12 protein-coding genes and 1 pseudogene are annotated in these 16,301 nt (G+C 66.4%); 7 read left to right on the top strand and 6 right to left on the bottom strand.

The genetic code is table 11. The annotated features are described in order from the left end of the window. Positions 1 to 30 precede the first annotated feature (30 nt). The 4 genes from WG208_RS04255 to WG208_RS04240 all read right to left on the bottom strand — a co-directional run bounded on the left by WG208_RS04255 (position 31) and on the right by WG208_RS04240 (position 5,661). On the bottom strand, positions 31 to 870 hold the full coding sequence (locus WG208_RS04255) for a hypothetical protein (protein ID WP_337170088.1): 840 nt from the start codon (positions 868 to 870) through the stop codon (positions 31 to 33). Between the two features lie 256 nt (positions 871 to 1,126). Then, entirely contained in the window at positions 1,127 to 2,248 is a 1,122-nt protein-coding gene (locus WG208_RS04250; RefSeq protein WP_337170087.1) for an HD domain-containing phosphohydrolase, read from the bottom strand. A 17-nt stretch (positions 2,249 to 2,265) separates the two neighbouring features. Beyond that, entirely contained in the window at positions 2,266 to 4,806 is a 2,541-nt protein-coding gene (locus WG208_RS04245; protein WP_337170086.1) for an ATP-binding protein, read from the bottom strand. Between the two features lie 96 nt (positions 4,807 to 4,902). Further along, entirely contained in the window at positions 4,903 to 5,661 is a 759-nt protein-coding gene (locus WG208_RS04240) for a zinc-ribbon domain-containing protein (RefSeq protein WP_337170085.1), read from the bottom strand. A gap of 27 nt (positions 5,662 to 5,688) precedes the next feature. On the opposite strand from WG208_RS04240, the gene glnA reads away from it, so the two are divergent. The 3 genes from glnA to WG208_RS04225 all read left to right on the top strand — a co-directional run bounded on the left by glnA (position 5,689) and on the right by WG208_RS04225 (position 8,416). Further along, positions 5,689 to 7,056 carry a type I glutamate--ammonia ligase gene (gene glnA / locus WG208_RS04235; RefSeq protein ID WP_337170084.1) on the top strand — a complete coding sequence of 456 codons (1,368 nt, stop codon included), beginning with the start codon at positions 5,689 to 5,691 and terminating at the stop codon, positions 7,054 to 7,056. Positions 7,057 to 7,143: 87 nt separating this feature from the next. After that, positions 7,144 to 7,767, top strand: coding sequence for a superoxide dismutase (locus WG208_RS04230; RefSeq protein ID WP_337170374.1), 624 nt, complete (start codon positions 7,144 to 7,146; stop codon positions 7,765 to 7,767). Continuing rightward, positions 7,760 to 8,416: a GNAT family protein gene (locus WG208_RS04225; protein ID WP_337170083.1), complete on the top strand. Its 657-nt coding sequence runs from the start codon at positions 7,760 to 7,762 to the stop codon at positions 8,414 to 8,416. The genes WG208_RS04230 and WG208_RS04225 overlap by 8 nt, the downstream gene beginning before the upstream one ends. Here the strand turns inward: WG208_RS04225 and WG208_RS04220 are convergent. Continuing rightward, complete coding sequence (locus WG208_RS04220) at positions 8,376 to 8,984, bottom strand: hypothetical protein (protein ID WP_337170082.1); 609 nt, start codon at positions 8,982 to 8,984, stop codon at positions 8,376 to 8,378. The two genes, WG208_RS04225 and WG208_RS04220, sit on opposite strands and share 41 nt — an antisense overlap. A 405-nt stretch (positions 8,985 to 9,389) precedes the next feature. Here WG208_RS04220 and WG208_RS04215 point away from each other — a divergent pair, with 405 nt between their 5' ends. Further along, the gene (locus tag WG208_RS04215; RefSeq protein ID WP_337170081.1) at positions 9,390 to 11,609 is read left to right on the top strand and encodes an Ig-like domain-containing protein; all 2,220 of its coding nucleotides are present in this window, start codon (positions 9,390 to 9,392) and stop codon (positions 11,607 to 11,609) included. Between the two features lie 138 nt (positions 11,610 to 11,747). Here WG208_RS04215 and WG208_RS04210 read toward each other — a convergent pair whose 3' ends face one another. Next, positions 11,748 to 14,018 (bottom strand): ATP-binding protein, encoded by a 2,271-nt coding sequence (locus tag WG208_RS04210; protein WP_337170080.1) that lies wholly within the window; start codon positions 14,016 to 14,018, stop codon positions 11,748 to 11,750. A gap of 199 nt (positions 14,019 to 14,217) precedes the next feature. Here WG208_RS04210 and WG208_RS04205 point away from each other — a divergent pair, with 199 nt between their 5' ends. The 3 genes and pseudogenes from WG208_RS04205 to WG208_RS04195 form a co-directional block, all read left to right on the top strand. Further along, positions 14,218 to 14,799 carry a hypothetical protein gene (locus tag WG208_RS04205; protein ID WP_337170079.1) on the top strand — a complete coding sequence of 194 codons (582 nt, stop codon included), beginning with the start codon at positions 14,218 to 14,220 and terminating at the stop codon, positions 14,797 to 14,799. Between the two features lie 155 nt (positions 14,800 to 14,954). Then, the gene (locus WG208_RS04200; protein WP_337170078.1) at positions 14,955 to 15,689 is read left to right on the top strand and encodes a DUF305 domain-containing protein; all 735 of its coding nucleotides are present in this window, start codon (positions 14,955 to 14,957) and stop codon (positions 15,687 to 15,689) included. Positions 15,690 to 15,743: 54 nt separating this feature from the next. Then, a pseudogene (locus tag WG208_RS04195) lies at positions 15,744 to 16,301 on the top strand (hypothetical protein); the annotation flags it as partial.

The raw sequence follows: 16,301 nt of genomic DNA, 5'->3' as shown, positions 1-16,301 counted from the left end.
GAGCCGATCTACGTCGGTGGACGCGGAGCGCTACCGGCGCTTCGCTCCCTTGGCCGGCTTTTTGGCCGGTGCTTTGGCCGCTTTCCGCGGGGCGACCTTCTTTGCCACCTTTTTCGGGGCGGCCTTTTTCACGTTCTTCTTGACGGGGGCCTTGGCCACCTTTTTCGCCGGAGCCTTCGCGGCCTTTTTGGGTGCAGCCTTCTTCACCGCCTTCTTGGGGGCGGCTTTCTTCGCGGTCTTCTTGGCCGGGGCTTTGGCGACCTTTTTGGCCGGAGCCTTGGCCACCTTCTTCGCGGGCGCCTTGGCGGCCTTCTTCGGTGCGCTCTTGGCAGCCTTGGCCGGGGCTTTCGCCGGAGCCTTGGCTGGGGCCTTCACCGCCGCCTTGGGCGCTTCCACCGGTGCTTCGGGCGTTGGCGCTTTGGGCGCCTTCGGAGCCTTGGGGGCTTTGTGCGCGGCCTTCGGTGCAGCGGGGGCTTCCGCCACCGGGGACGGCGCTTCCTCTGCCTCCGCGGGAGCCTCCTCCACCACCGGAGCGGGCTTCGGGGCCTTGGGCTTCGGAGCCGGCTTCGGGGCGCCAGGATTCTTGGGCGGACGACCGGGACCACGACGCACGATGGGAGCGCCGAAGAGATCGTCCTCCTCCTCGTCGTCGTCCATCACGCCATCGTCATCGAAGCCGTCGAGATCCTCCTCGTCTTCGTCCTCGTCGTCTTCTTCGGCGTCGTCCCAAAGCGAGTCGCCGCGGTCGGACGGGAGGCCGTACCCATCCTCATCGTCATCATCATCGTACGACGAGCGACCATAGCCCCCCAGATCATCCATATCGTCGTCGATCAGCTGGAGCTTCTCCAACTCGTCGCCCTGCGACATGACCGCCTCCTCTCCACCGGAAAAGTTCGACCTGCGCATGGTGACGCGACGGTGCGCCTGCATGCGGCGCCAGGATCTCCGCCTGGCAATGCAACGACGCAGGCTCTCGCCTGCGTTGCCACACCCTGCTTCTAATCACCTCCTAGTACATAGAGATCCAGCGGTAGTCAAGACGTCGCGGGGAGGCGAGACGTCGCCGCCTGATCCAAAGGGGGCGAATGGCCGGCTTTTTGGGCGCCCGTCGGCGGTGCGGGTGCTATTCGACGCGCGGGATGTCGGGCACCTCACCTCGCTCGACCACCATGCACAGCGCCTCACACACGCGGGGTTCCAGATGGGTACCGACCTGCCCCCGCATGTAGTCGAGCGTGGCCCGGGCCGACATCGGGTCGCGATAGGCGCGTTTGGAGGTCAGCGCATCGAAGGCATCGGCGGCCGTGAGGATGCGCCCGCCCACGGAGATGTCGGTCCCTGCACGGCCGTGCGGATACCCGCCGCCGTTCCAGTGCTCGTGATGATCGCGGATGAAGTCCAGCGCGTCGCCCAGATGCTGGAGCGGGCTGAGGATCTCGAGTCCGATCCGCACATGATCCCGGACGTGTGAGAATTCCTCCTCGGTGAGTTGGCCGGGCTTGTTCAGGATGGCTTCGCGGATGCCGATCTTGCCCACGTCGTGGAGCCGACCGGCCGTGTGTACCAGATCCACCACGGAATCGGCGAGCCCCAGCTCGGCGGCGATGGCGGCGCCGAGCACGGCGACCCGGTGCGAATGCCCGCGGAGATAGAGGTCCTTGGCCTCCATCGCGTTGATCAGCGTTTCGGCCACGCTGACGGTCAGTCCCCGCAGGGCGCCCTTCTCCTGTTCGAGCTGCATGGTGCGGATGGCCACCTCTTCGCGAATGAGTCGGTCGATGGCCTGCCGTTCGAGGGCGCGCATGCGGCGGGCACTGGCGCGCTCCACGGCGGCCTGCAGATCGGGAAGTTCGACGGGCTTGGTGAGGTAGTCGAACGCGCCCCGCGACAGCGCGTCGGTCGCGCTCTGGGCGTCGTTGACGGCGGTGAGCATGATGATCGCGAGGTCGGGATCGTGCGCCAGTGCCTGTGGCACCACTTCGAGACCGCTCACACCCGGCATGCGCAGATCGCACAGCATCAACGAGAACCGCTGCTGGCCGAGCAGCCCGAGTGCCGCGGTGCCGGAGTCGGCCATCTCCACATCGTACCCGCGTGTGCGCAGGAACCGGCTCAGGGCGAGACGGATGGTCGACTCGTCATCGACGACGAGGATGCGCCGCAACGAATCGTCCACCTGGGCGGCGCCGGCCACCTCGATGGCACGAACGGGATCCCGCAGCGGATCGGTGTGGAGAGCGTCCATGTCGACCGGTGAAGGGTTCAGACTGGAAGGGCGGGCAACACAATGGTAATCGTCGTGCCGACATCGGGCTCCGATTCCACCGCGATGGTGCCGCCATGCGCACGAATGATGCCGTAGCTGACACTCAGGCCGAGGCCCGTGCCCACGCCCGACGGCTTGGTGGTGAAGAACGGTTCGAAAATGCGCCGCTGCACCTCGATCGGTATCCCTTTGCCCGTGTCCGCGGCCGTGATGACGACCTGATCGCCCTGTCGGCGCGTGTTCAACGTGAGGACGCGTTCCGGGCGGTCCCGCATGGCGTATTCGGCGTTGCCGATGATGTTGAGCAGCACCTGTTGCAGCTTCTGCGCATCACCACTCACGCGCGGGCCGGAGGGATCGAGACCGAGCCGCACGTCCACGCCCCCACTGCGCAGCGGATAGGCCCGCAATCGCACGACCTGGCCCAGGGCATCGTTGATGTCCACCGGTCCCACATCCCGCTCGGTGTTGCGGGCGAAGAGCAGGAGATCGTGGATGACGTCCTTGGCGCGGTCGGTCTCCTTCTTGATGAGCGAGATGGATTCGCGATGATCGTCGGTGAGATGGTCTTCCAGCAGGATCTGGGCAAACGCGGAGATGCCGGTGAGCGGATTGTTGATCTCGTGCGCCACGCCGGCCACGAGTTCCCCGACCGCCACCATCTTCTCGGTGTGCCGCATCTGCTCTTCGAGTTGCCGCTCCTGACTGACATTGCGCACGCTCAGCACCTGCCCCAGCAGCTCCCCGTCCTGTGACGTGAGCGGACTGGCCGCGACCGCAGCGGGGAACTCGGTCCCGTCGCGGCGGCGATGGAGGTCGTGGGCCGCACGTCCGTGAGACTCGAACCCCGCCACCGCGGACGCGGCGGCCGGCGCGCCTCCGTCGACCACCAGCTGTTCGAACCGCATCTCCATGAGCTCATTCTGCGACCACCCGTATTCGCGGGCCGCCGCCGGGTTGGCGTACCGCACCCCGACCCGGTCGAGAATGAAGATCGGGTGATTGATGGTGGTGAGCGCGGTGGCCAGCAACTGCTCGCGGTCGCGCGCCAGACGCTCCTCTTCATCGAGCAGGAGGGCATCGAGGGCGAGCGCCAGCGACGCGGACAGCCGTTCGAGCGTGATCCGGTGATGCCGGGAGAGCGGCGCGCTGTGGGGTGTGCCCACGATGAGCACACCCAGCGTGCGATCGCGGGCGATCAGCGGCAGCACGAAGGCCCATTCGTTCTGGAGCGTCGCCTGCAGCGTGCCGGGTGCGAGCGGACTGATGTCTGTGCAGGCCACCGCATTGCCGTGCGGCGTGATGCTCAGCAGACCATCCACGCTGGCGGGGCGGTGTCCACGGAGCAGATCGAGGGTGCCGCTGGCGGCGACATATTCGATCATGCCGTCACGGCCCCGCGCCACGCCGATGGCCTTGCCGATCGAGGGCACGAAGCGGTCGAGCACGTGCAGGAGTTCGGTGGCGCCTTCGTCGAGCTGTCGCGCGTGCAAGGCGACCCGCGCCACCTCCGCGGCGCCTTCGGCGCGTTGCCGCTGCAGGTCCTGCAGTGTGAAGAGACGCGCGGTCTCCACGGCCGTTCCGGCGTGTCGCGCCAGAATGGAGATCAGCTCGAAGTCATGATTGTCGAACGCCTGATGGGGCGGCGCGAGCAGACGGATCACACCCGCCGTGCGACTGCCGTCGCGGACCGGCGCGCAGAGCTCGGTCCATCCGGCCCCGATATCGCCCGCGTCTTCCTGGAGGTGCGACACCAGCCGGGCCACACCGGAGCGGGCCGTGGCCTCCACCAGCGCGAGATCGGCGAGCGGCGCAAAATCGGCGCTGGCCATCTGTCCCTGTTCGAGACAGACGACACGTTCGAGCGCGTTCAGACGTTTGATGAAGACATCACACCGGGCTGCCGGCACCACCAGTTGCACCGCTTCAGCGATGCCATTGGGCAGTGTATCCTCGCGGGAAAGCTGGGTGAGTCGCTGCTGCGCGCGCGCGAGCGCGGTGAGACGCTGCGCGCGCTGTTCGAGTTCGTCGCGGGCGTCGGCATTACGCTGCGCAAGGGCGTACTGCGTGGCCAGTCCCGCGAGGAGATCCCGGGTGGGTTCGTCGAAGCGATGGGGCGAGAGGTAGCGCACCGTGAGCATGCCCTGGACGCGCCCTTCCACCACCAGCGGCAGCAACGCGGCGGCGCGCACCTGTCCATCCAGGACATGCTGGGCCACGGGGCGCCCGGCGTTGGCGTACTCCACCACGTCCTCGATGAAGAGCGGCCGATGGGCCCGCACGGACTCGCCAAGAAAACTGTCCCAGAAATCCCGGCTGATCCGGGCCGGCGACGGGACGATCACACCCCATTGATGCTCGAAGCGGGCCCGCCCGAGTTCGAGGTCCACGCTGTAGAGGCCAAACCCATCCGCCCGCAGCTCCGTTTCGAGCACATGGGCCAGCGTGGCATACAGCGACTCGCGGGTGGTGGCGTTGGCGAGGGCGCCGGCGACGCGGGCGAGCGAGGCACTCAGATGCGCGGACCGGGAGGACATGGGCGAGAGGGGTGACGGCACATCATTTCCACCGATCCCGGCGGCGATCAGCGCCGATCGCCGCGCGGGAGTCCGGGTGGGGCACTCCTTGAGTCCCTACTTGCCGCCGCGCGCGTCCTCGACGGCGCGGTCGATCTCGCCGCGGTGCAACTCATAGTCCGGTCGTCCGGTCGCCAACTGTGCCTGCAGGGCATCGAGGAGGCGGCGGTCGAAGGCGGTGGCCCCCTTGGTGTCCCGCTCCATGCGGGCGCCGCGGGCGGCCAGCAGCAGGCCGAGCAGGTCGGTCGGGTCCTGCTTGAGGATGGTGTCGGCCTGCGCGCGGACGACGGCCGAGTTGTTGGTGACCTCCGCGATACGACCGAAGTGATACCGCTCGTCGGCCGTGGGACCTTCCAGCATCTCATGCGAGGCCATGGCCATGGGCGCGAAGAAGGCGACGGAATCCACCTTGCCTTCCTGCACATAGGTCATGATGCGCTGGTACAGCCGATTGGCGCGCTCACTGGGAGAGAGATCCCCGATGTTGGGGGCGGGGCCGCCCTGACCACCGGCGGCCGGTCCGTCCATGGCCTGGGTGGGGAGGGAGTTGGCGGAACCGTCCACGCCCGAGCCCTTGGCCGCGCCAAAATTGCGGCCGGCGAACATGGCCACCAGCGCCAGCAGCGCCACGAAGGCCACGCCCCAGGGCAGGATGGACGCCGCCGAACCCGCGGGGGCGGTTTGCGGAGCTGGTGCCGCACCCTGCCCGAAGGGGGTGCCGCAACGGTGACAGAAGTGCGCGCCGGGCGAGAGGGCCGCACCACAGGCAGCGCAGAATCCGCCGCCGGAATTTGCCGGAGTCTTGGAAGCAGTCATGCGGCCTCAAAGGTACTACAATTCGGCATGCCCACGCCAAGTCGTTCACTGCTTCCCGGCAATCTCGACGGCGCCACCGCGGCCGACATCCTCGAGCTCGCGGAGGCGCATCAGGTGCGTTTCCTGCGCCTGCAGTTCACGGACATCCTCGGCGTCATCAAGAACGTGGAGATCCCGAGCTCGCAGTTCCGCAAGGCGATGAAGGGGGACATCCTGTTCGACGGCTCCAGCATTGCCGGCTTCGTGCGGGTGGAGGAGTCGGACATGCTGCTGGCGCCGGATCCGGCCACGTTCCAGATCTTCCCCTGGGGCGATCCGGCGGCGCGGGTGGGACGGCTCATCTGCGACATCACGATGCCCGACGGGACGCCGTTCGCGGGCGATCCACGCGGTGTGCTGAAGCGGCAGCTCGCGCTGGCGGCCGAGCAGGGGTTCGTGATGAATGCGGGGATGGAAGCGGAGTTTTTCCTCTTCAAGCCCACGGACGACGGCCGGCCGGCCACGAATACCCACGATGTGGGCGGCTATTTCGACCTCGCTCCGATGGACATGGGGGAGGACGCGCGCCGCGCGATCATGGACGCACTCGAGCAGATGGGGTTCGAGGTGGAAGCGGCGCACCATGAGGTGGCGCATGGGCAGCACGAGATCGACTTCCGGTACGCCGATGCGCTCCGCACGGCCGACAACACGGCGACCTTCCGGTTCGTGGTGAAGCAGGTGGCCCGACAGTTCGGGTTGATCGCGTCGTTCATGCCCAAGCCGGTGTACGGGCAGAACGGGAGCGGCATGCATGCGCATCAGAGTCTGTTCAAGGGCGGGCAGAATGCGTTCTGGGATCCGTCGCGCGAATGGGGACTGAGCCTCACGGCGCTGCACTATATCGGGGGGCTGTTGCGGCACGCGCGGGCGATGTGTGCGGTGACCAATCCGCTCGTCAACAGCTACAAGCGTCTGGTGCCGGGCTTCGAAGCGCCGGTGAACGTCGCGTGGAGCATGCGCAACCGTTCGCCGATGATCCGCGTGCCAGACAGGCGCGGTGCGGGCACGCGTCTCGAGCTCCGCACGCCCGATCCGAGCGCCAATCCCTACCTCGCGCTCACGGTGATGCTGGCCGCCGGCCTGGACGGTCTGCGCACCGAGGCCGACTGGCGGGAGCCGATCAATACGAACATCTGGGAGATGTCGCATCGTGAGCGTCGTCGTCTGCGCGTGGACGACCTGCCGCAATCGCTGCACGAGGCCTGCGAGGAGCTGGAGAAAGACGAGGTCATCTGCAACGCGCTGGGTGACCACATCACGCAGCAATATCTCGCGGCCAAGCGTGCCGAGTGGAACGAATACAACCAGCAGGTGACGGCCTGGGAGCAGGCGCGATATCTCGCGCGCTACTAGCGGCCGAACCGGGAAACCAGGATGCTTTCAGAGACTTCGGGGCCGTTCGCCGACGGGACCCATGATGTGACCGTGGCGCCGGACGTGGTGCTGTCGCAGAAATATCCGTTCGTGCTGCCCCCGCTCGGTTACGCGAACACGGCCGTGGAGCCCGCCGTGGATGCGCGCACGATGAGCGTGCATCACGATCTGCATCACGCCGCGTACGTGAACAATCTCAATGCGGCGCTCAAGACGCAGACCACGCTGCACGATCGTTCGCTGGGCGAACTGCTCATGGGGCTCCGGCGCTGGCCGGAAGGTGTGCGCACGGCCATCCGCAACAACGGCGGCGGACATGCGAATCACGCGCTCTTCTGGAAGCTGCTCTCGCCCGGTGGCGCGGATGCGTCGATACCCTCCGGACGTCTCGCGGAGATGATCACACGGGATTTCGAAACCGTGGAGGCCTGCAAGGCCGCGCTCAAGGAGGCCGCGATGGGGCAGTTCGGCAGCGGCTGGGCGTGGCTGGTGAAGACGGCCACGAGTCGCCTCGCCATTCGTGCGTTGCCCAATCAGGATTCCCCGTTGCTCGAGGGCGAACTGCCCATCGTCGGCATCGACGTGTGGGAGCATGCGTACTATCTGAAGTATCAGAACCGCCGGGCCGACTACGTGGACGCACTCCTGGCGCGGATCAACTGGACCGTCGCCGGAGACCAGGTTGTCTGAGCCATCGGCGGTGCCGATCAACGCCGGCCCGTTCGATCCGCAGCCCGTCACGCTGATCGGACGCCATGTGCGTCTCGAACCGCTGGGCGCAGTGCACGCGGACGGGTTGCTGGCTGCCGGCGCATACCCGGAGCTATGGACCGTGACGGTGCAGCCGCCTCTCGATTCGGCCGCCGCCGTGGCCCGTTATCTCGACGAGGCAACGCGGAGCACCGCCAGCGGTCAGGAGGTGCCCTTTGCGATCATCGACCAGAACACCAACGAGCTGGTCGGCAGTACACGCTGGATGGACATCGTCCGTGCCCATCGCCGGGTGGAGATCGGCAGCACCTGGCTGACGCCGCGTGTGCAACGCACCCTGGTCAACACCGAAGCGAAGTTTCTGCAACTGACGCATCTGTTCGAAACGCTGGGTGCGGTCCGGGTGCAGTTCAAGACCGACTTGCGCAACACGCAGTCGCAGCGCGCCCTCGAAAAGCTCGGCGCCATTCGCGAGGGCGTGCTGCGTCGCCATATGATCGTACGGGATGGCTTCGTGCGGGACTCGGTGTACTACGGCATCACGGATCTCGACTGGCCGGGCGTGAAGCGACGCCTGCACGAACGACTCATGGCCGAAGGTGCGGAGGCAGCGTCAGGCCGAGGTTGACGCGATGGTCGGTGCCCGCAAACCGGAAACGGATGTGGGGACCGCTGAGCGCGTCGTTGCCGGTGCTGTTGTCAGTACGATTGTCCAGCGACAGAAATGCGTGCGTCAGGCCGCCGATGTAGGCGGATTCGAGTCGGGCCGTGGCATCGAGGAAATTCCAGGTGACCTCACCGCGATCGTATTCGCGGGTACGGCCGATGTCGCGATGGACGACGCGCCCGTCGATCTCCTCCCGTTCGATGCCGGCGAGATGCAGGGTGACTTCGTACCGATCGCCCAGATGCACGATCCCCGAATCGAGCCGCGTGAGGATATCGATCACGCGTCCGTCGTCGAGCGTGAGGCGTGCGATGTCCACGATGGCAGGCAGGATCCGCCCATCCACCGATGTCACCTGATATGCCGCGCCTTCGGCATAACGGGGATCGCCCGGCCGGGGTTTCACCGGCGATCCCGGTTGTTCTTCCGGTGTGGGATATGGCGCGGGGATCGGGTTCGAGTTGCCGGGGGCCGTTGCCGAATCGCTGTCACAGGCGCCGAGCACGAGCGCGCCCGCGAACCACGTCATGGTGATGAATCGGGAAGATCGAATGGTGGACATATGCTGCAGCTCTATATGAAGGAGTGTTTCGTGTGAGCGCTCTACCTGTTGCGCGCGGATATCGTCACGACGGCAACCTTCTTTCCGGGAAAGTGGTCGGATGCCCGTCCACGAACTCCGCTTTCTGAAAGCAGTCGTCGCGTATGTCACCGGCGCTGTAAGCACCCGTAAGCGCGGGTTCGTCATGGATTCCGATCGCGTGTGACGCGGTGGTCACACGGTGGGTACGGTCGTTCGCATTCATCGACGATGATGTGTGTGCCGGCGCGCGCGGTCGCATCGTCCCGATGATCTGACTTGACCTCCACGGAGTTTTTTCTCATGCGTGCTTCGGTATCTCCCCGGCCTGCGGTATCGCGCTGGGCTCTTACGATGGCAATGGTTGCCATGGCAGCCTGCAGCAGCGACAGCACTTCCCCCGTTCCCACGCCTGCCGCGGTGGCCAGTGTCGTCGTGAATCCCACCACGGCTTCGGTGGTGGCCGGTGCCACCACCACACTCACGGCCATCGCCCGTGATGCGCAGAACAACACCCTGAGTGGCCGTACCATCACCTGGACCTCGTCGGCCACGAACATCGCCACGGTGAGTGCGGCCGGTGTGGTCACCGGTGTCGCGGCCGGCAGCGCCTCGATCACCGCGACGAGCGAAGGACGCAGCGCGGTGGCGCAGATCACCGTCACCGCCGTACCGGTGGCATCCGTGACCGTCACGCCTGCCATGGACACGCTGGTCGCGGGCGACACGGTTACGCTGACGGCGGTGGTGCGCGATGCGCAGAACAACGTGCTCACGGGCCGTATTCTCAACTGGACGTCATCGACGCCGAACATCGCCACCGTGAGTGCCACGGGTGTGGTGACGGCGGTGGCCGCAGGCACCGCGCGCATCATGGCGGCGAGCGAAGGTCATACGGCCGAAGCGCAGATTCTCGTCACCGCGCGGGTGATTCCGGTGGCGTCGGTATTCGTCTCGCCGGGGCTCGACACGATGCTCGTGGGCGATTCGCTGGCGTTCACGGCCATCCCGCGTGATGCGCAGAACAACGGACTGCCGGGTCGCACGATCACGTGGACGTCGTCGAACGCGACGGTGGCAACGGTGAGCGCGACCGGTATGGTGCGCGCGCTCGCGACCGGGACGATCACCCTCACGGCATCGTCCGAAGGCAAGAACGGCACGGCGACCGTCGTCGTTCAGCCGCGCGTGAGACCCGTCGCGGTCACGATCGAAGGCGCACTGGATACGCTCGAAGCGTACGATACGCGACAGTTGCAGGCTGCGGTGCGTGATTCCGCCGGTCGCCCGATCGTGGGACTGCCGGTGACGTGGACGTCGTCGAATGCGGCGGTGGCCACCATCGACAGCACGGGTCTGCTGACGGGTATCGATCGTGGGACGGTGACCATCACCGCGCGTCACGGCACGTTGTCCGCGACGGTGCAGCGGGTGGTGGTGATCAAGTACCGCTCACTGGCGCTCGGCACGGGACACGCCTGCGATCTCGCGAGCGGTGGTATTGCTTGGTGCTGGGGTCTGAACAGCACGGATGCGCGTCTGGGCGATGCCCAGGTGGGCGACGAGGTGCATCGCACGTCGCCGGTGCTCGTGCCGGGCAATCATCGCTTCACGCAGCTCGTGGCCTTCGCGCGGTTCACCTGCGGTTTGCGCACCGACGGTGTGGCGATGTGCTGGGGCAACAACGGATGGGGGTCGCTGGGCGGCGGCACGACCGCGAGCTATTCGGCCAATCCGGTGGCCGTGGCCGGTGGCCATCGTTTCGTCAAGCTGTCGGCGGGGATCGATCACGCCTGTGGCATCACGACGGCGTCGGTGGGCAACGCGGTCTGCTGGGGCCACAACGACTGGGGACAGTTCGGTGTCGGCAACACGTCGAGCCCCACCGGACCGGTGGCGGCCGGCACCGTGGGTGCGATCCCGCAGTTCCAGACCATCGAAGCCGGTGGCTACCACACCTGCGCGATCACGATCGCCAATGCGGCGTACTGCTGGGGTTTCAATGGGCTCGGTCAGACCGGTGACGGCAACCGCATCTCGTACGGCAACACCTACAGCACCGCGCCGACACTCGTGACCGGTGGACTCGCTTTCCGATCGATCGTGCCGGCCTATCAGTACACCTGCGGTATCACGCTCGACAACGTGGGTTACTGCTGGGGCAGCAACAACGGCAAGCTGGGTGACGGAACGAGCACCGATGCGTCGACCCCGCGTGCCATCGCCGGTGGCCATCGTTTCACGCAGATCTCGGCGGGCTTCAACCACAGCTGCGGTCTCACGACGCTCGAACAGATCTACTGCTGGGGCAGCAATGGGAATGGTCAGTTGGGCAACCCCGCCGCGACAGCGACCTCTCCCGTACTGGCCATCGCCGGTGTGAAGGGGGCGGAAGTGCAGGTGTCGGGCATCGGCACGGGATCGTCGAGCTTCACCTGCGCCGTTTCGAAGGATCGTCTCACGACGTGGTGCTGGGGCCGCAACGACTTCGGACAGCTGGGCAATGGACAGCGCAGCACGGCCGCGGCCGTGAATGCGAGTGCCACGGTGGTCGTGGGGCAGCGTCCGCTGTAATGCCGCTGTAGTGCCGCGGCGTTGCTGCTGCACGCTTCGGCAGCCGGGACGGCAATGCGTTTTCCGAATGACCTGACGCAGTGACGTGATGCAATGACCTGACGTAATGACGTTGCTCGATGGCGCCGCCGGGCCGGATCAGTTCCGGTCCGGCGGCGCGGTCGTCGAGGTCGGTGTTCCCGCGGGCGGTGTGGCGTGGCGCGCGCTGTACACGGCAGTCAGGAGATCCTGCGCCGAGAAGGGCTTGTCCATGACGACGGTGGCGGCGGAGGCGAGCAATTCGGTCGGCCACCCATCTCGGGTGAAACCCGAAATGAGCACGATCGGCAGCCCCGGATTGATCGCGCGCAACGTCAGGGCCACCGCATCGCCGCGCACGTGCGGCATGTCGTAGTCGGTGATGAGCAGATCCACCGGTGTCGGGAGTGACCGGCTCACCGAGATGGCTTCATGGCCGTTCTCCACGGCGGTCACCAGGAAGCCGGCTTTGGTGAGGATGCGCTGCAGCAGACTGCGCACTTCCGGTTGATCCTCCGCCACGAGAACGTGCGTGGGCACTTCGAGGGGATCGGGGACGGTGGCCGTGTGCGGTGTCTCGTCGCGCGACAGACTGGCCTCGGGAAACCAGATGACGACCGTGGTGCCTTCGTTCGGGGTACTGCAGACATGAATGTGTCCGCCGTGGTACTGCACCGTGCCATACACCATGGCGAGCCCGAGTCCCGTGCCCTGTCCCACGCCCTTGGTGGTGAAGAACGGTTCGAAGATGCGCTTGAGCACATCGGGCGACATGCCGTGCCCGGTGTCGCGCACCTGCAAACGCACCCACGATCCCGGTGGAGGCAGATCGGGGACCGTCGGCTCTTTGATGTCGACATCGTCGAGTTCGATCGTGAGCAGGCCGCCGTTGGGCATCGCATCGCGCGAATTCACCGCGAGATTCATGATGGCCTGTTCGATGCGACCCGCATCGACCCGCACCAGCTTGTGGCTGGAGGTGCGCACGTCGACGGTGACCGAGGCCGGCATCACCCGGACCAGCAGCGCGGCCGCGCCCTGCACGATGGCATCGAGCCGCTGCGGAGCATTGCTCAGCGGCGCGCGCCGCGAGAAGTCGAGCAGCTGTCTCGTGAGGGATCCCGAACGACTCGCCGATGCCTTGATGGTCTGCAATTCGGCCCGCGCCGGATGGTCCGGCGGCAGCTCATCGAGCGCGAGGTCGGCACTGCCCACGATGGCGGTGAGCAGGTTGTTGAAATCATGCGCGACGCCACCGGCGAGTCGGCCCAGCGATTCCATGCGCTCGGCGTGCCGCATGCGCTCCTGACGCACTTCGAGCTGCGAGGCCATGGTGTCGAAGGCATCGGCCAACTGACGGATCTCTCCCGTCGTTCCCGACACGCCGGTGCGCGCCGAGAGATCTCCGGTGCCCAGACGCTTCGTGGCGGCGAGCAGGGCGTTGACATCGCGCAGCACCAACGCCTCCGCGCCGAACCAGGCGATCACCAGCGCCACCGCACCGGCCACGACGAGAAAGAACAACCGCACACGCGCGCGTTCATTGGGTGCGGCATAGGCCACGTCCGGCGACATGGTCAGGGCCAGACGCACGAAGTGCTCGTCGTCACTGGACAATTGATGATAGGCGACGAGGCGGAGGATGCCGTCGCGGCTCTTGCGGATCACGACACCGCTCTCGGGCGAGAGGGTCTGTCGATCCTGTTCGATCAGTGCGTTCAGACCGGGTATTCTCGTGCCCACCACGCCCGGCATTCCCGGAATCGCGGCCAGGACGAAACCCGTGGAGTCGACGATCGAGAGTTGCACACTGTCCGGCAATTCGGTGTTCGTGGCCAGGCGATTGAGCCAGGTCATGCGGAATCCGATCGACAGCACGCCGGCAAATCGTCCGGTGGAATCGCGCAGGGCGATCGAGAGCGGCGCGAGTGCCTCGCGATCGGCGGTGGCCGGCAGGTGATTGCCCTGCGTCGCCGAATCGGCCAGGAGGATCCGCGATGCGATGGGGCCGTCGCCCACGAGGCCGGCGCCGCCGGGCGGCACCGGTCCGCCACAGTCGACCTGTCCTTCCGCATTCACACGGGTCGGCAGGATGGCCGACGGCGCGAAGCGCGAGAGACGCGCGAACGCGGCTTCACATTCCGTGCGATTGCCGTTGATGATCTCCGGAACCTGCGCCCAGGTGCCGATGATCCGCCGGCCGGAGGCGATCAGCAGATCATCTTCATGCGCTGCCGATCCGACCAGCTGCGTGAGGTGCTTGCGCACGTGGTCGAAGGCTTCTTCCCGGTCGCGCATGATCGTCCACAACGTCAATCCGACGGCGGGGAGATACGCCGCCGCCACCAGCAACAGCAGGCGCGTCCGAAGGCTCGACAGCGAAGGATGCAATGGCGGGTCGGTGTGGAGGGCGACGAATTGCCAATACCCGGTTCCGTCGGCGGCGACAGAATGCGATCATGACGCGCGGGGCCCGGCGTGAAGCGCTGCGACAACAGCCGAGGCCGCCCGGAGGCGCCGGCCTCGGCAGTGCTCCAGCTGGGCTGGCCTCCACAATAACCGCAATCGGCCTCTTCGGAAGAGATCATCCATGCTCTCCTGGCTCATACGCAGGCTCGGCGGATCGGATCGGCCCCGGATTCGCGGGATCCCGATCGAACTCCGAAATACCCGCGAGGACATCGCGGATGCCGATGTCATCGAGCGGCTCGATGAGGCGCTGGCCCTCATTGCGCAGTATCAACCGCACCGGTTCTGGCATCTCGCCCGGGACATCCGGGGCATCCGCATCGAGCGCTTTCCAACGCGGGGCGCCTTTCTGCCCGCCGAGGACACGGTTCTCACCGAGCTCACGTTTCTGGCCCGACGGGACATCTCGGCCGCTCCCGTGGCGTCGAGCATTCTGCATGAAGGGGTGCATGCCCGCGTCCATGCGTTCCGGACACGGGTGCTGGGCGGTCGGGCGGACGAGGCGTCGATGGCCCGCGAGGAGCGTCTGTGCCGACGCGCGGAGCTGGCGTTCGGCCGGAGTCTTCCGCATGAGCTCGGTGCTCCGGTGATCGAGCGGGCTCTGGCGTCGCTGACCCTGGCCGATGCCGAGGTGGCGCCGGTGATCGATTGGCGGGAAGCCCGCGCCCGCCAGGACGAGGTGGATCAGGGGCGTGGCGGCTGAAATCATCGTCGTCTCGTCCCAATCGATACGCAAAAGGCTCCACCCGGGCCGCATCGATTGCCCCCGGCGCCGCGTATGCATAGCGTAGACGATTCGAGCGGACGGTTCCAACCGTACCGGCACGACCGATGTCTCATCGACCGATCATGCGCTCTGTGACCTTTCGTTCCTCCATTCTGCTGGCCGGCCTGACGGCCGCTGCCACGCTGCTGGGCGCCTGCGCCAGCACCCGGTCGGCAACGCCGGCCGATCCGCGCTTTCAGATGGGGGATGCGGGCGCCATCGCGCGCGCGCGCGCCGACAGCCTGCGCTACCCCTATACCAAGGCCGACGTCGATTTCATGAGCGGCATGATCCACCATCATGCCCAGGCCATCACGATCTCCCGCTGGGCGCCTTCGCACGGGGCCAGTGCATCGGTGCAGCGTCTGACGGCGCGCATCATCAATGCACAAACCGATGAGATCACCATCATGCAGACGTGGCTCAAGGACCGTCTGCAGCCCGTGCCGCAGGTCGATACGGCCGGCAACGTGACTATGCCCGGCATGGCCGGCGGTATGGCCGGTATGTCTCACGACATGCACGGCGGCCACGGGGGACACAACGCCCAGGGGCAGATGGAGATGCCCGGCATGCTGACCACGGCCCAGCTGGCCGAACTGGACGCGGCGCGCGGGGCCGATTTCGATCGCCTCTTCCTCACCTACATGATCCAGCACCATCGCGGCGCGGTCACGATGGTGAAGACGTTGTTCACGTCGCCCGGCGCGGGGCAGGATGAAACGATCTTCAAGTTCGCCAACGATGTCGAAGTCGATCAGGGCACGGAGATCAAGCGCATGATGTCGATGATGCTCGACATGGGCTTCGTGCCGCCCATGGAGTAGACCGTACCAGCAGGCCATTTGCAGTTGTCGTCCCTCACACTCACCCCTCGGTTCATGTTCCTGTTCTCCTCGCGGGCCGCTCTGGCCGGAGCGGCGCTGTTCGCGCTCGCTGCGTGCGCCAAAGCCAAGCCCAACACGGCGGCATCGCCGGCCTCCGATCCGCGCAACAACCTGAAAGCCGGTCTGTTCGATGCGGCCGAGTACACGTCGAACATGAAGGTGCTGGCGCAGGCGAAGTCCCCCCAGGGATTCCTCGGCATCACCAACTCCGATCTGGCGTTCACGGGCAACTACGTCATCCAGGGCAACTACAACGGCCCGGTGGTGTGGGACATCAGCAATCCGTCCAGCCCGAAGCTCGTGGTGGCGTACGAGTGCCCCGCGTCGCAGAACGACGTGTCCGTGTACAAGAACCTGATGTTCATGTCCGCCGAGGCCATGAACGGCCGCATCGACTGCAAGCCGGGCGGCGTGCGGGAGACGGTGAGCAAGGAGCGCATGCGCGGCGTGCGCATCTTCGACATCTCGAACATCCGGGAGCCGAAGCTGGTGGCCAATGTGCAGACGTGCCGCGGCTCGCACACGCACACGGTGCTCGAGGACCCGAAGGAC

The organism is Gemmatimonas aurantiaca (genome assembly GCF_037190085.1).
Taxonomy (GTDB): domain Bacteria; phylum Gemmatimonadota; class Gemmatimonadetes; order Gemmatimonadales; family Gemmatimonadaceae; genus Gemmatimonas; species Gemmatimonas aurantiaca_A.
This window is presented reverse-complemented; position numbering and strand designations above follow the sequence as displayed.